At 67.5% G+C, this 18278-nt stretch carries 21 protein-coding genes; 14 read left to right on the top strand and 7 right to left on the bottom strand.

Going from position 1 to position 18278, the window contains the following annotated elements; translation table 11 throughout:
* The first annotated feature begins 106 nt into the window (after window positions 1–106).
* The gene (locus ACJEIK_RS05145; RefSeq protein ID WP_064860641.1) at window positions 107–949 is read left to right on the top strand and encodes a Bax inhibitor-1/YccA family protein; all 843 of its coding nucleotides are present in this window, start codon (window positions 107–109) and stop codon (window positions 947–949) included.
* A 57-nt stretch (window positions 950–1006) separates the two neighbouring features.
* On the opposite strand, the gene purT is transcribed toward ACJEIK_RS05145, so the two are convergent.
* Window positions 1007–2209, bottom strand: coding sequence for a formate-dependent phosphoribosylglycinamide formyltransferase (gene purT, locus ACJEIK_RS05150; protein ID WP_409431149.1), 1203 nt, complete (start codon window positions 2207–2209; stop codon window positions 1007–1009).
* A gap of 306 nt (window positions 2210–2515) precedes the next feature.
* On the opposite strand from purT, the gene ACJEIK_RS05155 reads away from it, so the two are divergent.
* Window positions 2516–3340 (top strand): endonuclease domain-containing protein, encoded by an 825-nt coding sequence (locus ACJEIK_RS05155; protein WP_409431648.1) that lies wholly within the window; start codon window positions 2516–2518, stop codon window positions 3338–3340.
* 347 nt (window positions 3341–3687) lie between these two features.
* Here the strand turns inward: ACJEIK_RS05155 and ACJEIK_RS05160 are convergent, their stop codons facing one another.
* The gene (locus tag ACJEIK_RS05160) at window positions 3688–4905 is read right to left on the bottom strand and encodes an acetyl-CoA C-acetyltransferase (protein WP_061004949.1); all 1218 of its coding nucleotides are present in this window, start codon (window positions 4903–4905) and stop codon (window positions 3688–3690) included.
* Between the two features lie 40 nt (window positions 4906–4945).
* The gene (locus ACJEIK_RS05165) at window positions 4946–5914 is read right to left on the bottom strand and encodes an SGNH/GDSL hydrolase family protein (RefSeq protein ID WP_061004951.1); all 969 of its coding nucleotides are present in this window, start codon (window positions 5912–5914) and stop codon (window positions 4946–4948) included.
* 206 nt (window positions 5915–6120) lie between these two features.
* Here ACJEIK_RS05165 and ACJEIK_RS05170 point away from each other — a divergent pair, with 206 nt between their 5' ends.
* The 7 genes from ACJEIK_RS05170 to ACJEIK_RS05200 all read left to right on the top strand — a co-directional run bounded on the left by ACJEIK_RS05170 (window position 6121) and on the right by ACJEIK_RS05200 (window position 11703).
* Window positions 6121–7173, top strand: coding sequence for an alpha/beta hydrolase (locus tag ACJEIK_RS05170; RefSeq protein WP_061004956.1), 1053 nt, complete (start codon window positions 6121–6123; stop codon window positions 7171–7173).
* A gap of 42 nt (window positions 7174–7215) precedes the next feature.
* Entirely contained in the window at window positions 7216–8610 is a 1395-nt protein-coding gene (locus tag ACJEIK_RS05175) for a cystathionine beta-synthase (RefSeq protein ID WP_409431150.1), read from the top strand.
* A gap of 85 nt (window positions 8611–8695) precedes the next feature.
* The gene (locus tag ACJEIK_RS05180) at window positions 8696–9076 is read left to right on the top strand and encodes a CD225/dispanin family protein (protein ID WP_409431151.1); all 381 of its coding nucleotides are present in this window, start codon (window positions 8696–8698) and stop codon (window positions 9074–9076) included.
* 12 nt (window positions 9077–9088) lie between these two features.
* On the top strand, window positions 9089–9517 hold the full coding sequence (locus tag ACJEIK_RS05185; RefSeq protein WP_409431152.1) for a DUF2752 domain-containing protein: 429 nt from the start codon (window positions 9089–9091) through the stop codon (window positions 9515–9517).
* A gap of 52 nt (window positions 9518–9569) precedes the next feature.
* Window positions 9570–10661, top strand: coding sequence for a hypothetical protein (locus ACJEIK_RS05190; RefSeq protein WP_409431153.1), 1092 nt, complete (start codon window positions 9570–9572; stop codon window positions 10659–10661).
* Window positions 10662–10723: 62 nt separating this feature from the next.
* Window positions 10724–11209 (top strand): RDD family protein, encoded by a 486-nt coding sequence (locus ACJEIK_RS05195; protein WP_409431154.1) that lies wholly within the window; start codon window positions 10724–10726, stop codon window positions 11207–11209.
* Window positions 11206–11703 carry an RDD family protein gene (locus ACJEIK_RS05200; protein ID WP_234789747.1) on the top strand — a complete coding sequence of 166 codons (498 nt, stop codon included), beginning with the start codon at window positions 11206–11208 and terminating at the stop codon, window positions 11701–11703. Before ACJEIK_RS05195 ends, ACJEIK_RS05200 begins: the two co-directional genes overlap by 4 nt.
* Here the strand turns inward: ACJEIK_RS05200 and ACJEIK_RS05205 are convergent.
* Window positions 11687–12853, bottom strand: a complete 1167-nt coding sequence (locus tag ACJEIK_RS05205) for an acyl-CoA dehydrogenase family protein (RefSeq protein ID WP_110767579.1) — start codon at window positions 12851–12853, stop codon at window positions 11687–11689. The genes ACJEIK_RS05200 and ACJEIK_RS05205 overlap by 17 nt on opposite strands.
* Before the next feature lie 84 nt (window positions 12854–12937).
* Between ACJEIK_RS05205 and ACJEIK_RS05210 the strand changes: the two genes are divergently transcribed.
* Genes ACJEIK_RS05210 through ACJEIK_RS05220 form a run of 3 tightly spaced genes read left to right on the top strand, consistent with a single transcriptional unit; the run spans window position 12938 to window position 15112 of the window.
* Window positions 12938–13456 carry a DUF4190 domain-containing protein gene (locus tag ACJEIK_RS05210; RefSeq protein ID WP_064860356.1) on the top strand — a complete coding sequence of 173 codons (519 nt, stop codon included), beginning with the start codon at window positions 12938–12940 and terminating at the stop codon, window positions 13454–13456.
* Between the two features lie 14 nt (window positions 13457–13470).
* Window positions 13471–13929, top strand: a complete 459-nt coding sequence (locus tag ACJEIK_RS05215) for a TM2 domain-containing protein (RefSeq protein ID WP_064860357.1) — start codon at window positions 13471–13473, stop codon at window positions 13927–13929.
* Between the two features lie 10 nt (window positions 13930–13939).
* The gene (locus ACJEIK_RS05220) at window positions 13940–15112 is read left to right on the top strand and encodes a cystathionine gamma-synthase (protein WP_064860358.1); all 1173 of its coding nucleotides are present in this window, start codon (window positions 13940–13942) and stop codon (window positions 15110–15112) included.
* Here the strand turns inward: ACJEIK_RS05220 and ACJEIK_RS05225 are convergent.
* The 3 genes from ACJEIK_RS05225 to ACJEIK_RS05235 form a co-directional block, all read right to left on the bottom strand.
* Complete coding sequence (locus ACJEIK_RS05225) at window positions 15109–15771, bottom strand: GOLPH3/VPS74 family protein (protein ID WP_135355690.1); 663 nt, start codon at window positions 15769–15771, stop codon at window positions 15109–15111. The two genes, ACJEIK_RS05220 and ACJEIK_RS05225, sit on opposite strands and share 4 nt — an antisense overlap.
* 45 nt (window positions 15772–15816) lie before the next feature.
* On the bottom strand, window positions 15817–16311 hold the full coding sequence (greA, locus tag ACJEIK_RS05230; protein WP_061001764.1) for a transcription elongation factor GreA: 495 nt from the start codon (window positions 16309–16311) through the stop codon (window positions 15817–15819).
* Between the two features lie 264 nt (window positions 16312–16575).
* Window positions 16576–16998 (bottom strand): DUF4307 domain-containing protein, encoded by a 423-nt coding sequence (locus tag ACJEIK_RS05235; RefSeq protein ID WP_020099199.1) that lies wholly within the window; start codon window positions 16996–16998, stop codon window positions 16576–16578.
* Window positions 16999–17118: 120 nt separating this feature from the next.
* Here ACJEIK_RS05235 and mca point away from each other — a divergent pair, with 120 nt between their 5' ends.
* Entirely contained in the window at window positions 17119–17985 is an 867-nt protein-coding gene (gene mca, locus ACJEIK_RS05240; protein ID WP_061001763.1) for a mycothiol conjugate amidase Mca, read from the top strand.
* Window positions 17982–18272 carry a hypothetical protein gene (locus tag ACJEIK_RS05245; RefSeq protein ID WP_082762313.1) on the top strand — a complete coding sequence of 97 codons (291 nt, stop codon included), beginning with the start codon at window positions 17982–17984 and terminating at the stop codon, window positions 18270–18272. The genes mca and ACJEIK_RS05245 overlap by 4 nt, the downstream gene beginning before the upstream one ends.
* Window positions 18273–18278: the final 6 nt, after the last annotated feature.

Consider the following 18278-nt stretch of genomic DNA (forward strand, 5'->3'; position numbering starts at 1 on the left):
GTAAGTTCCCAGTTTCTCCGTCTCGCCGGGAACCAACACCCGAAGTCGTACGTTGTGTGGGTGTTCGTCAGCAGACGGACCACAGCTTCAGGAGAGGAACCCGACGGTGCGCGAGAGCAGCAACCCGATATTTCGTTCCCTGCCCAAGTCGCAGGGCGGATACGCGCAATTCGGTAGTGGCGCCGCCGCATATGGTGCCCAGCAGACCATGGCTCAGCCATACACCCAGTACCCGCAGCAGCAGGCCGGCTTCTCGCGCCCGCTGACCATCGACGACGTCGTCACCAAGACCGGCATCACGCTGGCTGTGCTGACGGTCAGTGCGGTCGTTTCGTACTTCCTGATCATGTCGAACCTGGCGCTGGCCGGGCCCATCGCCATGATCGGTGCCATCGGCGGCCTGGTGATGGTCCTCATCGCCACGTTCGGCCGTAAGCAGGACAACCCGGGCATCGTCCTGACCTACGCGGTGCTCGAGGGCATGTTCCTCGGCGCCTTCTCGTTCGTCATGGCCAACTTCGCGGTGCAGGGCATCAGTGCAGGCGCCCTCATCAGCCAGGCGGTCCTCGGCACGTTCGGTGTGTTCTTCGGCATGCTCGTCGTCTACAAGACTGGCGCCATCCGCGTCACCCCGAAGTTCACCCGCATGATCGTCGCCGGCATGTTCGGCGTCCTCGCGCTGATGCTCGGCAACTTCATCATCGGCCTGTTCAACGGCGGCGCCGGCATGGGCCTGCGTAGCGGCGGCACCATCGCGATCATCTTCTCGCTGGTCTGCATCGCGCTGGCGGCGTTCAGCTTCCTGATCGACTTCGACGCGGCCGACCAGATGATCCGCGCCGGTGCGCCGGCGAAGGCGGCGTGGGGCGTCGCGCTCGGCCTGACCGTCACCCTGGTCTGGCTGTACGTGGAAATCCTGCGACTGCTGAGTTATTTCAACAACGACTAGCTCCGTTGACAGAGAAGGGGCGTCCGCTTCGGCGGGCGCCCCTTCTTCGTGTCGTGCTCAGACTTTGCGCGGCCTGACCCGGCCGGCAGCTTCGGCGGCGTTGCGGCGCGCGGTGTCGATGTCCTCGGCCCGCGCCAGCGCCACGCCCATGCGGCGGGTGCGGAAGCTCTCGGGCTTGCCGAACAGCCGAATATCGGTGCCCGGCACCTGCAGGGCCTCGTCGACGCCGTCGAAGACGATGCCCTCGGCCTCGACGCCGCCGTAGATCACCGCGCTGGCGCCTGGGGTCTTCAGCGACGTGTCCACCGGCAGACCGAGGATGGCGCGGGCGTGCAGCTCGAACTCGTTCTGCCACTGCGTGATCATGGTCGTCATACCGGTGTCGTGCGGCCGCGGGCTCACCTCGCTGAACCACACCTGGTCGCCCTTGACGAACAACTCGACGCCGAAAACGCCCTGCCCGCCAAGGTTTTCGGTGACCGTGTGCGCGATCTGCTGGGCGTTCGCCAGGGCGGCGGCCGACATCGGGTGCGGCTGCCAGCTCTCCACATAGTCGCCGGAGACCTGACGGTGCCCGATCGGCTCGCAGAACTGGGTGACGACGGTGCCGTCAGCGCCGTTGGCCCGGACGGTCAGCAGCGTGATCTCGTAATCGAAGTCGACGAAGCCCTCGACAATGATGCGGGTGTTGGTGACGCGGGCCCCGCCCATGGCGTAGTCCCAGGCCTTCGCGACGTCGTCCGGGCCGTCGAGCTTGCTCTGGCCCTTGCCAGAGCTGCTCATCACGGGTTTCACGACGCACGGGTAGCCGATGCCGCCGTCAATGGCGGCTTGGAGCTCCTCGAGCGAATCGCAGAATTGGTACGGGCTCGTCGGAACCCCGAGCTCCTCGGCGGCCAGCCGCCGGATGCCCTCGCGGTCCATGGTCAGGCGGGCGGCCCGTGCGGTCGGGATCACCCGCACGACACCGGCCTCCTCGAGTTCCTGCAGCGCCGGCGTCGCGATGGCCTCGATCTCCGGCACCACGAGGTCCGGCTTCTCGGCCGCGATCAGCGCCTTCAACTGGTCGGGGTCGGTCATCGAGATGGTGCGCGCGTGGTGGGCCACCTGCTGGCCCGGCGCGTTGTCGTAGCGGTCGACGGCAATGGTCTCGACGCCCAGTCGCTGCAACGCGATCAGCACTTCGCGACCGAGTTCGCCGGAGCCGAGCAGCATGACCCTGGTCGCGTTCGGCGACAGTGGGGTTCCGATGGTGATCATTGGGCGCAAAGTCTATGGGGTCGGGTTCGATTCGGGCTGCGCGAGGTCGGCGCAGTCGTGGTCCGCCGGCCCGTTGACCCTGCGGTGTGGGCGCGGGTTTCTCGCGCTCTTGCGCCGCTGCGGCAGGGTCAGTGGTGTGTGCTGGTTGAGTCTGTGCTGATGGCCTCGGCTACTCGCACTTTTGCGCCGCTGCCGCAGGACGAACGGCAGGAGCGTTGTGCACAGTGCGCGATTCGTCCACAAGCGAGGCTCGGCTGGCTGATTGCGCCGCAAATTGTGTCGGACGACGCCTGCACGGTTGCCGCTATGGACATCGACAACCAGCCGTTCATCGGCAGCGAGGCCCTGCAAGCGGGCGCCCTCAACCGTTACGAACTGCGCCGGTATTACCGCGCGATCATGCCGAACGTGTACTTGGACAAGCGGATTGATCCGTCTTTGCAGCAACGCGCTGCCGCCGCGTGGTTGTGGTCGCGGCGTGAAGCGGTGATCGCGGGCTCGACTGCATCAAGCCTGCTGGGCGCGAAGTGGATTCCGGACGACGCCGCGATCGAGCTGATCTGGCCGAATGCCCGATCGCCGCGCGGAGTCGTCACTCGCGACGACCTGATTTTTGCCGATGAGGTCCACGCCGTCGACGGATTGCCGGTCACCACCCCGGCACGTGCGGCATTCGACCTCGGACGCCGCGGGCGGCTCAATGATGCCGTCGCGCGGCTCGACGCGCTCTGCGTGGCAGCGGGATTCGTCACCGACGAAGTCTTGGCGCTGGCCGGGGAACATCGACACTGCCGGGGGCTTCGTCAACTGGAACGAGCCTTGGACCTCTGCGACCCGGGCGGGCAATCTCCCCAGGAAACAAGGATCCGACTGATGCTGATCGCCGAGGATTTCCCACGGCCACAGACGCAGATTCCTGTCCCCGGGCCCGATGGCAGTCCCAAGTACTTCCTCGATATGGGGTGGGAGGACCTGATGCTCGCGGTGGAATACGACGGGGAACAGCATGCAGATCAGCTCGGCTATGACATCGTGCGCAGTGAGTACATCGCCGGAATCGGGTGGACGGTTGTTCGGGTCGCGGCAGGCCACCGGAAGCCCGACGTGTTGGCACGAGTGAACCGCGCCTGAGACCTTGCGGTGCGCCGGCGAAATCCCGCGGCATTCAGCCTGCGGTGAGGGCCTACGCCACTTGCAACTTTGCGCCGCTGCCGCAGAGTCAACGGTGGTGACGTTGAGTCTGCGGTGAGGGCCCGCGTTTCTCGCAACTTTGCGCCGCTGCCGCAGGGTCAACGGTGGGGCTGGTTGAGTCTGCGGTGAGGGCCCACGCTTCTCGCAACTTTGCGCCGCCAGCGCAGAGCCAACTCCAGAAACACGTTGACCCTGTACCTGGGGCGCATTCCACTCGAACAAATGCGCCCTGAGTACAGGGTCAACTCAAAGCGGCGGGACGCCGCTTCAGAGACTGCTCCAGAGACTTACGAAAGCCGCTCGATGATCATGGCCATACCCTGGCCTCCACCGACACACATGGTCTCGATGCCGAACTGCTTGTCGTGGGTCTGCAGGTTGTTGATCAGCGTCGCGGTGATGCGGGCGCCGGTCATACCGAACGGGTGGCCGAGGGCGATGGCGCCACCGGACACGTTCAGGCGGTCCTCGTCCATGCCCAGGGCACGGGCCGAGCCCAGCACCTGCACGGCGAAGGCCTCGTTGATCTCGTAGAGGTCGACGTCACCGATGGCCATGTTGGCGCGGCCGAGGGCCTGCTTGACGGCCTCGATCGGGCCCAGGCCCATGATCTCCGGCGACAGACCCGACACACCGGTCGAGACGATGCGCGCGAGCGGGGTCAGGCCGAGGGCCTTGGCCTTCTCGTCGCTCATGATCACGAGGGCGGCAGCGCCGTCGTTCAGCGGGCAGGCGTTACCGGCGGTGATGGTGCCGTTCGGGCGGAACACCGGCTGCAGCTGGCTGATCTTCTCGTAGGTGGTGCCGGCGCGCGGGCCGTCATCCTTGGAGACGATGGTGCCGTCGGGCAGGGTGACGGGGACGATCTCGCGCTCGAAGAAGCCGGCGTTGATGGCTTCCTCGGCCTTGTTCTGCGAGCGGACGCCCCAGTGGTCCTGGTCCTCACGGCTGATGCCGGTGTGCAGGACGACGTTCTCGGCGGTCTGGCCCATGGCGATGTAGACGTCGGGCAGGACGCCGTCCTCGCGGGGGTCGTGCCACTCGGTGGCGCCTTCGGCCTGCTTCAGGGTGCGGGCCTGGGCCTCGTCGAACAGCGAGTTCTTGCTGTTCGGGGCGCCGTCGGCAGCGCCGACGCCGAAGCGGGACACGGTCTCGACACCGGCCGAGATGAACACGTCGCCCTCGCCGGCCTTGATGGCGTGGAACGCCATGCGGGTGGTCTGCAGCGACGACGAGCAGTAGCGGTTGACGGTGGTGCCCGGCATGAAGTCGTAGCCGAGCTCGACGGCCACGGCGCGGCCGATGTTGTAGGCGGCCTCACCACCGGGCTGTCCGCAACCGATCATCAGGTCGGCGACATCGCGCGGGTCGAGCGCGGGCACCTTGTCCAGCGCGGCGCGCACCATCTGGGCGGCCAGGTCGTCGGGCCGCATGGTGGCCAACGAGCCCTTGACGGCACGGCCGATGGGGGAGCGGGCGGTGGAGACGATGACGGCTTCGGGCATGACGGGCTCCTAAGGATCCAAAAATAGCTTCCTGGCGAATTTATCCCGTGACAGGAGCGACGATCGGCGCGGGTACGCCTGTCGTGCGCCGCCACAGGCGCGCCATGCCGGCCAGGCGGGCCAGCAGGCTCGTCACGTCCGCGGTCCGCGAGACCAGCGCGGATGCGGGCGGAGACTCAGTTGTCCACTCGCCCAACGCTTCACAGAGGGCCGGCAGCAGCTGCTGGGCGGCCAGGGAGTACCCGGCGGCCGACGGATGGAACATGTCCGGGGAGAAGAGCACCTCGGGCGCCTTGAGGAAATCGGGTGCCAGCAGGTCGGAGAACGGCACCGGTACGCCGCCGTTCGACCGCACCTGCCCGGCCTGGGCTCGGGCCAGCCGCAGGCCCCGGTTGCGGGCGACGAAGCGCAGCGGCTGCGGAATGGCCGCGATGGCGCCGAAGTCCGGACACGTGCCGACGACGACGACGGCGCCGCTGGCGCACAGGCGCTGCACCGCGTTGCCGAGGCGGCGGGCCGACTGCCCGATGCCGTTGACGGCGGTGATGTCGTTGGCGCCGATCATGATGACCGCGGCATCGGGCGGCGGACCGGCGACGAACATGGCATCGATCTGACCGGACAGGCCCTTGGACGTGGCCCCGACGATGGCCTTGGTGGACAACCGGATTCGCTTGCCGGACTGCTGTGCCAGCCCGCGGGCGAGCAGGACGCCGGGCACCTCGTCGGCGAGGCGGCAGCCGTATCCGGTGGCGGTGGAGTCACCGAAGATCATCAGGTGCAGGTCGAACGGTACGCCGCGCTGCCATTTCTCGACGGGTCCGCCCCCGGGGCTGTAGACGCCGTCGGCGCGGGGCGGGACTTCCCATGACTTGGGGATGACCCGGCGTGCCTTGGCGGCCTGGCCGCTCAGGAGGTTTCGGGCCCCGACGTAGAACGACCCTGTCGAGGCGATGGTGGCTGCGGTCGCCAGAGCGATGGTCTTCCGGCGCGGTGCACGTCTGCCCACGGCGTTCAGTCTAGGTCGGTTGCGGAGATTCGCAGGTCGATGAACCGCGGGCGGCCCGATCACGTAGTCATATCGACTGGGGCATCAATTTGGCGACTTTGATTGTTGATCTATGTAGCGGTGGCAAGCTAAGTTACGCGGGTTGCCTATTAAGTGACGTAAATAACGAAGTGCACCGGAACTACAAAGGCGTAGGAGTGGTGGCGATGACCGCACCGAGCAGGGTTGTCAGAACCCATAGTGTTGCTATAAGTGCTGCTAAGGGGCGGAAACCACGCCGCTATCCGGTCAGCGACGGCGCACCGGTAGAGATCGTCGAGGACGGTCCCAGCCTCGCCGGGCGCCTGATGTCGGTAGCCGCGACACTCGCCATCAAGTCAACTCTGACCATCGGCAGCTACGCACCCAAGGCCCCCTGGCCGTGGGGAATGGTGGACTTCGTCGCCCGGATCATGAGGCCTGAGCCGGGCACGGTCCGCGCCACGATCGGTTTGCCGAACTGTACGGCGCACCTGGTCCGCGCCAAGGGCGTGCTGCCCGCCGACGGCCGCCGCAGCGTCATCCTCTACATGCACGGCGGGGCGTTCCTGACGTGTGGCGTGCACACCCACGGCCGCGTGGTCGGCGCGTTGTCCAAGTACGCCGACGCCCCTGTCCTGGTCGTCGACTACCGGATGATTCCGAAGCACTCGATCGGCGAGGCCCTCGAGGACTGCCACGATGCCTACCGGTGGTTGCGCCTGAAGGGCTACGAGCCCGACCAGATCGTGCTGGCCGGGGATTCGGCGGGCGGCTACCTGTCGCTGGCACTGGCCGAGAAGCTGCAGGAGGAAGGCGAGCTGCCGGCGGCGGTGACGACGATGTCGCCGCTGTTCGAGATCGACAACGAGAGCCGGGCCCAGCACCCGAACATGAAGTCCGACGCCATGTTCCCGGCGCACGCCTTCGACGCGCTGATCGAGCTCATCGAGCACGCGGCGTCGCGTCACATCGTCGACGGAAAGCCCGAAGAGGTGTACGAGCCGCTCGATCACATCGAGCCGGGGCTGCCGCGCACCCTGATCCACGTGTCCGGGTCCGAGGTGCTGCTCAACGACGCCCGCAAGGCCGCGCACATGCTGGCCGCCAGCGGCGTGCCGGTCGAGGTACACGTCTGGCCCGGCCAGATGCACGTGTTCCAACTCGCTGCCCCGCTGGTCAAGGAGGCCGACCGCTCGCTGAAGCAGATCGGCGAGTACATCCGCGAGGCAACCTGGTAATCCCGCATGCGCAACCAGGGTGCGGCCTGACAACATGTACCCATGCGCATCGCCCGGCACGTCAGTGAGCTCATCGGCAATACGCCTCTGGTCCAACTGAACTCGGTTGTTCCAGCGGGGTCGGGGTTGGTGGCCGCCAAGATCGAATATCTCAACCCCGGCGGCAGCGCCAAGGACCGCATCGCGGTCAAGATGATCGACGCCGCCGAAGAGGCCGGACTGCTCAAGCCGGGCGGGACCATCGTCGAGCCCACGTCCGGCAACACCGGCGTCGGGCTCGCCATCGTGGCGCAGCAGCGCGGCTACAAGTGCATCTTCGTCTGCCCGGACAAGGTCAGCGAGGACAAGCAGAACGTGTTGCGCGCGTACGGCGCCGACGTCGTCGTCTGCCCGACGGCCGTTGCCCCCGACCATCCCGACAGCTACTACAGCGTCTCCAACCGGCTGGTCACCGAGATCGACGGCGCCTGGAAGCCGGACCAGTACTCCAACCCCAACGGTCCGGCCAGCCACTACGAGACCACCGGTCCGGAGATCTGGGCCGACACCGACGGTAAGGTCACGCATTTCGTGGCGGGAGTCGGTACCGGCGGCACGATCACCGGCACCGGCCGCTATCTCAAAGACGTCTCGGGCGGCCGGGTGAAGATCGTCGGCGTCGACCCCGAGGGCTCGGTGTACTCCGGCGGCACCGGTCGGCCATACCTGGTCGAGGGCGTCGGTGAGGACTTCTGGCCGTCGGCCTACGACCCGAGCATCCCCGACGAGATCATCGCCGTCTCCGACGCCGACTCGTTCGACATGACCCGGCGCCTGGCGCGCGAAGAGGCCCTGCTGGTCGGCGGTTCCTGCGGCATGGCCGCGGTCGCGGCGATCAAGGTGGCCGAGCGCGAGGGCCCGGACGCCGTCGTCGTCGTCCTGCTGCCGGACGGCGGAAGAGGTTATCTGTCAAAGATTTTCAACGACGAGTGGATGTCGTCGTACGGCTTCCTGCGCAGCCGGTTGGACGGCACGCCGGAGGAGCACACCGTCGGTGACGTCTTGCGCGGCAAGTCCGGCGGGCTGCCGGACCTGGTCCACACCCACCCGTCGGAGACGGTGCGTGACGCCATCAGCATCCTGCGCGAGTACGGCGTCTCACAGATGCCGGTCGTCGGGGCCGAGCCGCCGGTGATGGCCGGTGAAGTCGCGGGCAGTGTGTCCGAACGTGAGCTGCTCTCAGCGGTTTTCGAAGGCCGGGCGAAACTGGCCGACGCGGTGGCGCAGCACATGAGCCCGCCGCTGCCGCTGATCGGCGCCGGCGAGCTGGCGTCCGCGGCGGCCAAGGAATTGCGCGAGGTCGACGCCGTGATGGTCGTCGACGACGGCAAGCCCGTCGGCGTGCTGACCCGGCACGATCTGCTCGGGTTCCTGACGCAGGGCGGCTCGCGCAAATAGCCGCGTAATCGAGAGGAGATTGACTTATCTTCTCCGGTAGGGCGAGACCGCTCGCTTCTCGCTGTTCACCTTCGGAAAGGCCGCAATGACCGAGTACCCGCCACCGCCGCCCGGGAATTTCCCGCCGCCGCCTCCGGGCAATTTCCCGCCGCCCCCGCCCGGCGGTTACCCGCCGGCCGGTGGATATCCCGGTGTCGGTGGGCTCCCGGACAACAACCTGGTGTGGGGCATCCTCGTCACGATCTTCTGCTGCCTGCCCTTCGGCATCGTGTCGATCGTCAAGGCGACGCAGGTATCCGGACTGTGGGCGCAGGGCCGGCCCGATCTGGCACAGGCCGCCGCCGATGACGCCAAGAAGTGGGCCATGTGGGGTGCCATCGCCGGTGCTGTCGTGGCCGTGCTCTACATCATCTTCGTGGTTGTGCTCGGCGCGTTCTCCTTCTCGACGTCGTCCTATTCGGGATAGGTCGCACCCAAAATGCAACATCTGCAGCGGCCCAAGGCGGTTAGTCCGCTCCTTGGGCCGCTCGGTGTTGTGGCAGGCGCCGGCGTGGTGTGCTGCGCGATCTGGCTGAGCAATCCGACAGTGCCGGGTGGCCCGATGCCGGTCTGTCCCACCAAGGCGCTGCTGGGTATCGATTGCCCGGGCTGCGGCAGCATGCGAATGCTGTATTCGCTGATGCACGGCGACTTTTCGGCTGCGTTGCATTTCAACGCGGTTGGCCTGGTCGCATTGGTATTACTCGTCTGGTCCTATGGCGCCTGGACGTACGGCCGCGTCGTGGGCCGAAGAATAACCAGTTGGCAGCATCGGGGCTGGGCCGCTCCGGCCGTTTTGACGGTAATGTGCATTTGGTTTGTTATTCGCAATGTGCCGATAGCGCCGTTCATTTCGTTGTACGTGTAGTTCACGTTTGTAATCAGAAACGCCACATCCACATCGCTCGGAGGGACGAAAGATGACGGACCAACCGACGGACGGCACTCCGCCGGACGCCAATAAGCCGACGGAGTACATTCCGCAGCCACCGCCGGGTGGGTTCCCGCCGCCGCCACCTCCGGGAGGCGCTCCGACGGAATACATTCCGCAGGCACCGCAGGGTGGCTACCCGCCCCCGCCGCAGGGCGGCTACCCGCCGCCGCCTCCGCCGCCCGGAGGATTCCCGCCCCCGCCGCAGGGCGGCTACCCGCCGCCGCCGGGGCAAGGCGGATACGCCCCGCCGCCCCCGCCTCCGGGTGGTGCCTACCCGCCGCCCCCGCCGCCGCAGGGTGGCTTCGCGCCGCCGCCGCCAGGGGCATACCCGCCGGCCGGCTACCAGTACGGTGCGCCGGGCGGTGCCGCCCCGTTCAGCGTCGGCGACGCGCTGTCGTGGGCGTGGAACAAGTTCACCAAGAACCCGGCGCCGCTGATCGTGTCGGTGTTGGTCTACGGCCTCATCGTCGGTGTCATCGCCAGCATCGTGCAGTTCAGTGCACTGGGATTGGCTGACACTTCCGTGTCGAGCTACTCGGCGGACGACGCCGGCTTCAGCTACTCGTACAACGTCACCTCACTGGGACCGGCCAGCATCGCCATCCTGGTGCTCGGTTACCTCGTGTTGCTGGTGGTCGCGGCGGCCATCTCGTCGGCGCAGTACGTCGGCCTGCTCGGCATCGCCGACGGACAACCGACCACCATCGGGTCGTTCTTCAAGCCGCGCTACATCGGCCCGATGATCGTCCTGACGCTCATCGTCGGTGTGCTCGTCGGTATCGGGTACGTGTTGTGCGTGATCCCCGGTTTGATCGTCGCGCTGTTCGCGATGTTCGCGCATCCGATCCTGGTTGATCGCAACCTGTCGCCGATCGATTCGCTGAAGGCCAGCATCGAGATCGTGAAAGCCAATGTCGGACAGGTGATCCTGGTCTGGCTGGTGGCCGGCTTGATCGCCGCGGCCGGCATCCTCGCCTGTGGCGTCGGTGTCCTGGTCTCCGGTCCGGTCGCCTCACTGATGCTGGTGTACACCTACCGTCGCCTCAGCGGTGGTCAGGTCGCCCCGCTGACGCCGTAACGCCGTGGCCTGTTCGGGGGACGCCGGTCGCGGCCCCCGAACAGGCATGACGGCAGCACCCCATGAGACAGGACGACTTGAACTACACACCCTGGTGGGCCCGCGTGGTGGCCAGCCTGATCGACCGGGTCCCTCCGCTGTTCGTCATCATCGTCGGCGGCCTGGTCGAGCGCTCCCAGCGCGTGACGAAATGCCTTGCCGACCAAGCGGACTACAGCATCGGCCCGTACTGCGCCACCGGGAACTCTGTCGCCGGTGTGCTGATCTGGCTGGCCGGACTCGTCGTCGCCGTGTTGTTCATGGTGTGGAATCACGGGTATCTGCAGGGCACCACGGGCTCCAGCCTGGGTAAGCGGGTGTTGCATTTCCAGGTGATCGACGAAAAGACGGGGGAGCCCGTCGGTTTCGGTCGCTCGGTGGTGCGGCAGCTGGCGCACGTCGTCGACGCCGTCCCGGTGTTCGCCGGTTACCTGTTCCCGCTGTGGGACGCCAAGCGGCAGACCCTGGCCGACAAGATCATGTCGACCGTCTGCGTGTCGACGCGATGATGGCGTACGCCCCGTGGTGGCGGCGGGCCGCTGCCGCGGTCATCGACCTGCTGCCTCTGCTGGTACTCACCGCGGCCGGTGCGGCACTGGTGTGGTTCACGCGAGACCGGCTGTGCGACACCGATACTTCCGCGTTCGACGGCGGCGCCCAATGCGGTGACGGCTACTCGACGCTGGGCTACGTCAGCCTGGTTGTCACCTGGGCGCTCATGGTCGGTTATCTGGTCTGGAACTTCGGCTACCGCCAGGGACGCACCGGCGCCAGCCTCGGCAAGACGGCCCTGCGCGTCCGGGTCGTCGGTCAAACCTCGGGCACGCCAATAGGTTTCGGGCGTTCACTGCTCCGGCAGGCGGTACACCTGGCCGACCTGTCGATCGTCGGCTATCTGTGGCCGCTGTGGGACGCCAAGCGACAGACGTTCGCCGACATGGTGATGGAGACCGTCTGCGTGACGCCGCCGCGCACGCGCACCCCCGTCAGCGGAACGCACTGACCCCGGTCAGCGCCTGCCCGATCACCAGCTGGTGTACCTCGGACGTGCCCTCGTAGGTCAGCACCGACTCCAGGTTGTTGGCGTGCCGGATCACCGGGTACTCCAGGGTGATGCCGTTGGCGCCCAACAGGGTTCGGCACTGCCGGGCGATCTTGATGGCCTCGCGGACGTTGTTCAGCTTGCCGACGCTGACCTGCTCGGGCTGGATCTTCCCGGCGTCCTTGAGCCGGCCGAGCTGCAGGGCGAGCAGCTGCGCCTTGCCGAGTTCGACGGCCATGTCGGCGATCTTGGCCTGCGTCAGTTGGTATTCCGCGAGCGTCTTGTCGAAAACCGTGCGCGTGCCGACGTAGTCCAGCGTCGCCTGCAGACAGTCGCGCGCCGCGCCCACCGCGCCGAACACGATGCCGAACCGCGCCTCCGACAAACAGCTCAGCGGGCCGGACAGGCCGCGCGCGCCGGGCAGCCGCGCGGACTCGGGGAGCCGGACGTCGTCGAGGCTGAATTCGGAGGTGACCGAGGCCCGCAGCGACATCTTGCGCGTCATCTCCCGGGCGCTGAAACCCGGTGTGTCCGTGGGCACCGCGAATCCCAGCACACCTTCCTCGGCGCGCGCCCACACCACCGCGACATCGGCGACCGAGGCGTTGGTGATCCACATCTTCGAGCCGTTGAGGACCCAGTCGTCGCCGTCCCGTCGGGCGGTGGTGCGCATGCCGCCGGGGTTGGAGCCGAAGTCCGGTTCGGTGAGACCGAAGCAGCCGATCAGATCGCCCGCGGCCATGCCCGGCAGCCACTGCTCGCGCTGTTCCTCGCTGCCCCAGTGATGGATCGCGAACATCGCCAGCGAGCCCTGCACCGACACCAGTGACCGGATGCCGCTGTCCACGGCCTCCAGCTCCTGGCACACCAGCCCGTAGGCCGTCGCCGTCGACCCGCTGCAGCCGTACCCGGTGAGGTGCATGCCGAGCAGGCCAAGCTTGCCCACCTCGGTGGCGATCTCGCGTACCGGAACCGAACCGTTCTCGAACCACTCGGCGATGTAGGGACGCAGCCGTTGCTCGCCGAACTGGCGCACCATGGTGCGCAATTCGATGTCCTCGGCGCTCAACAGGTCGTCGGTGCCGAGCAGATTGTCGATCGAGGCTGTCATGGTGCAGTTCTACACCGGGAGTTCGGCGTAAAGCGAGAGCAGACCCCGGCTACGCTGGTCGCTCAGGGACAGACGGGGTGGACGATGACTGAGCAGGAACAGAACCAGGGTGCGGGCGAGCCGGAGGCTTCGACCCCGGCCTACGGTATGCCGCCGCTCCCGGCCTACGGCACGGAGCCGTACCCGTCGATGCCGGCGCCCGAGCCGTTTCCGCCGCCGGTCACCGGTTTCCCGGGTCCGGGCTACCCGCCGCCGGTCGCGCCGTATCCGCCTGTGGCCCAGGGATATCCGGGTATGCCGCCGATGCCCGGCATGATGCCGATGGGTTATGCGCCGGTGCCGAAGACGAACGGCCTGGCCATCGCGTCGTTGGTCTGTTCACTGCTGGGCTTGGCGACGTGTGCGGCCACCTCGATCCTCGGGGTGATCTTCGGGCACCTCGCCAAGTCGCAGATCAAGCAGAGCGGCGAGGAGGGCGAGGGCATGGCTCTCGCGGGTTTGATCGTCGGCTACATCGGGCTGGCGCTCTTCGCGCTGATCGCAATCTTCTATTTCGGCCTGATCGCGCTCATCGTGGGCAGCAGCGGCACCACCACCTACTAGACGGGACCTGACCAATGACGAATCCATACCAGCCCGCAGACGGGTCCGGTCCGCAACAGCCGGGCGAGCCGCCGTTCAGCGGCCACGAATACCCGGGGTACCCACAGCAGCCCGGTTTCCAACAGCCTGGTTACCCGCCGCCCGGGTACCCGCAGCAGCCGGGTTACCCGCCGCCGCCGGGCTACGGCTACGCGCCGCAGTTCGCGGCCGACCCGTCCGCGCCCTGGGGCCGTGATCCCCTGACGGGGCTGCCGTTGTCGGACAAGTCCAAGGTGACGGCCGGCCTGCTGCAGATCCTGTTGGGCACCTTCGGCGTCGGGCGATTTTATCTGGGCTACACGACCATCGGCGTGCTCCAGCTCGTCGTCTCGCTGGTGACCTGCGGCATCGGCGCCATCTGGCCGCTGATCGACGGCATCATGATTCTGATGGGGAACGTTCCCGACCCCCAAGGGCGCAAGCTCCGCGACTAGGCTGGCGCCTGTGAGTGAGCAGCGCAGCCAGGCAGACCACTACCGCGCCTACGGACCGTCGACCCGGGCCATTCATGCCGGGTTCCGGCCGGACCCGCAGACCGGTGCCGTCAACACCCCCATCTACGCCAGCTCGACGTTCGCGCAGGACGGCGTGGGCGGGCTGCGCGGCGGATTCGAGTACGCCCGCACGGGCAACCCGACCCGGGCGGCGCTGGAGACACTGCTGGCCGCGGTCGAGGGCGGGCACTACGGCCGGGCGTTCAGCTCCGGCATGGCGGCCACCGACTGCGCGCTGCGCGCCGTGCTGCGTCCGGGCGACCACATCGTCATCCCCGACGACGCCTACGGCGGCACCTTCCGGCTGATCGACAAGGTCTTCACGCAGTGGGGCATCACGCACACGCCGGCGCAGCTGTCGAACCTCGACGAGGTGCGCGCGGCGATCACCGCCAAGACCCGGCTGATCTGGGTGGAGACCCCGACCAACCCGCTGTTGTCCATCGCCGACATCGCGGCCATCGTGCAGATCGGCGCCACATCGGGCGTGAAGGTGTTGGTGGACAACACCTTTGCCTCGCCGGCGCTGCAGCAGCCGCTGGCCCTCGGGGCGGACATCGTGTTGCACTCGACCACCAAGTACATCGGCGGGCACTCGGACGTCGTCGGCGGCGCGCTGGTGACCAACGACGAAGAGCTCGACGCGAAATTCGCGTTCCTGCAGAACGGCGCCGGTGCGGTGCCGGGCCCGTTCGACGCCTACCTGACCTACCGTGGTCTCAAGACGCTGCCGCTGCGCATGCAGCGGCATTGCGAAAACGCCTTGCGGGTGGCCGAATTCCTCAACGACCACAAGGCCGTCGCGACGGTGCTGTACCCGGGTCTGTCGAGTCATCCGGGCTACGAGGTGGCGGCCAAGCAGATGAGCGGTTTCGGCGGCATGGTGTCGGTGCGGTTGCGCGGCGGTGAGCAGGCCGCCCGCGAGTTGTGCTCGCGCACAGAGATTTTCATTCTCGCGGAGTCGCTCGGTGGCGTGGAGTCGCTGATCGAGCATCCCGGCGCCATGACGCACGCATCCACCGCCGGCTCGCAGTTGGAGGTGCCGAACGACTTGGTCCGGCTGTCGGTCGGCATCGAGGACGTGGCTGACCTGATCGGGGACCTGGAGCAGGCGCTGGGTTAAACCAGCGCGCCCCGCACCGCGGCGGCCGTGACGGCGAGGTTCACCTCGGCGACGCCGGTCTCGTATTCGTTGACCCAGTGGCCGCTGGCGATGTCGCCGGCGCGGGCATGCACCCACCGCCAGCCGCGGTCGTTGAGGCTCATCAGGGAACCCAGGCCGTCGACGGTGTGCAGCAGCGTGACGATGGCTGCCGTCGCCGGCGCGGGCGGTCGGCGGTCGAACAATGCCGACAGCAGCGCCGCGCGCGCCTGCCCGACGCGCGCCCGGTCCGTCAACGGCAAGGCGTAGTGCGGCCGGAACCTGTTGCCGCCCAACGGCTGCCGACGCAGCTGCCCGGCACGCTCCAGCTGGTCGATGAGACGGTCCTCGGTGCCTTTGCGCAGTTTGGACAACACGGCGGCAGGCCGCCGCGGTCGCTGGCGAAGCAGGTCCAGTGCCGGCGCGGACACCGCGTCGACGGTGCCGTCGCCGGAGAGGGCCACCAGGTGGCCGTCGGGTGCGCCGTCACCTGGCGCGGCGGGCCGAATACGGCACGCCAGCGCCAGGTCCAGCAGGACGGCACCGGACAACACCCGGTGCCGACGTGGTTGATCCAGACCCGGCTGTGCGGACGAATTGTCCAGGAGCAGCAGATACAGGTCTTCGGCGATCTGAGCCATGAATGTCAGCTGGTGGCCGGACAAGTAGGGCCGGCCGTCGCAGGTCTAGGCGTGATAGGGCTCGGCCTTGACCAGCGTGACCTTGACGGTGGCGCCGCTGGGCACCGTGTAGCTGCGCTCCTCGCCGACCTTCGCGTCGATCAGCGCGTGGCCGAGCGGCGAGTTGGGGGAGTACACCTCGAGCTTGCCGTCGGTGACGCCTTCCTGACGGGTGGCGATGAGGAACGTCTCGGTGTCGTTCTGGTCGTCGTCGTAGTAGACGGTCACGACCGAGCCGGGCAGCGCCACACCGGACTTCTTCGGTGCCTCGCCGACCTTGGCGTTGTTGAGCAGTTCCTGCAGCTGACGGATGCGGGCTTCCTGCTGGCCCTGCTCTTCGCGGGCCGCGTGGTAGCCGCCGTTCTCGCGGAGGTCGCCCTCTTCGCGGCGGTCGTTGATCTCGGCAGCGATGACCGGGCGGTTGGCGATCAGCTGATCGAGCTCAGCCTTCAGGCGCTCGAATGCTTCTTCGGTGAGCCAGGTGACCTGGGTATCGGTCATGTCTGCTGCTCTCCTGTCGTTGTAAGCGTGCGTGTATGCCCGGGCGGTGTGTCCGGGGTTGCCCCGTTGCTTGGGGCCGGCGGTGCTGCGATCGCGACGGCAGGTCCAGGTCCCCCCAGAAGGTGCCAGCAGGTGCCCGCTAATGCAGCAATACACGGCCCCAGTCGGAACCGTGTACTGAGCAAGCGTACCACTTGGGCGTCTCCAAACGGTCATGATTTCGCAGTTCGGAGTTCGCCGGACGGTTGGTCACCCGGCCGGTGTTCAGGGCGCGACGAGGTACGACGGCACGTCGGTGCCACAGCCGTAGACGTCGCCGACGACCGGCGGTTTTGTGGACTTCACGACGGCCGTCACCTGGACCGTCTTGGCCTCTGCCGGCACGACGAGAATCTCGCGCCGCCCGGTTTCGCTGCCGTCGAGCGCCCTCGCCCGCACGATGCACACCGCCGGTTGGGCCGGGTCCTCGCGCGTGACCGAGATGGTCACCGCAACGGTTTCGTTGTCGATGAGTTTGTACGTGCTCAACTCACCCTTGACGGGGGACGTCCCCAGACGCTGGAAACCGACGAACGCGAGCGCCACACCAGCGACGACGATGAGGAGCGTGAGGCCGATCGCGATGCGGCGACGGGTCAGCCTGGACATGCGCTGGCGCCCGTAGCGGGCGGTCGGACGCTCGATCATGGCTACTTTGGGTGCCCCATCGGTCGGTTCGGAATGCTTGGACTGGAACTATAGGACCCAGCGACATGGTTGGACTGCAGCGAGTTGTCCCACCGAGTAGAGACAGTAGGTAAGGCACACGTGAGCGAACTGCGGTTGATGGCGGTGCACGCGCACCCCGACGACGAGTCGAGCAAGGGTGCGGCCACCATGGCCAAGTACGCGGCCAACGGCGCCCGGGTCATGGTCGTGACCCTGACCGGCGGCGAGCGCGGCGACATCCTGAATCCGGCGATGGACCTGCCCGAGGTGCACGGCCGCATCCATGAGGTCCGCCGTGACGAGATGGCCAGGGCCGCCGAGATCCTCGGCGTCGAGCACCACTGGCTGGGGTTCGTCGACTCCGGGCTGCCCGAGGGTGACCCGCTGCCGCCGCTGCCCGACGGCTGCTTCGCGGTGGTGCCGATCGAAGAGCCCGTCCGCCGGCTGGTGCGGGTGATCCGCGAGTTCCGGCCGCACGTGATCACCACGTACGACGAGAACGGCGGCTACCCGCACCCCGACCACATCCGCACTCACCAGGTGTCGATGGCGGCCTACGAAGCGGCCGCCGACCATGTGCAGTTCCCCGAAGAGGGCGAGCCCTGGAGCATCGCGAAGCTGTACTACGGCCACGGTTTCCTGCGCCGGCGCATGCAGCTGCTGCAGGACGAGTTCGCCAAGCACGGCGAGGTCGGGCCGTTCGAGAAGTGGCTGCAGCACTGGGACCCCGAGCACGATCCCTTCGCCAACCGGGTGACGACCCGCATCGAGTGTGCCGACTTCTTCGAGCAGCGGGACCGCGCGCTGCTGGCGCATGCCACGCAGATCGACCCGAACGGTGACTTCTTCCGCGCGCCCATCGAATGGCAGCAGCGGCTGTGGCCGACCGAGGAGTACGAATTGGCCCGATCCAGGGTTCCGGTGACGTTGCCCGAGACCGATCTGTTCACGGGAGTATCGCTGTGATTTCTGTTCCGCTCACCATCCTGCTGGCCGAAGGTCCGCGCCAGACGGGGCCCGACTTCGGCAAGGCCAGCCCGGCCGGGCTGGTGATCACGCTGATCCTGTTGATCGCCGTGGTGGCCCTGGTCTGGTCGATGAACCGGCACCTGCGCAAGCTGCCCGAATCCTTCGACCCCGCGCATCCCGAACCGGATCAGGCGGTCGACGACGGCACCGTCGGCGGCGTGCCGCACGAGGCGCCGACGGGTGACGCCGGCCCCGACGGCACTACAAAGCCAGAAACCGGGTAAGACTCC

It is taken from the genome of Mycobacterium sp. SMC-16 (genome assembly GCF_046250085.1).
GTDB lineage: Bacteria > Actinomycetota > Actinomycetes > Mycobacteriales > Mycobacteriaceae > Mycobacterium > Mycobacterium phocaicum.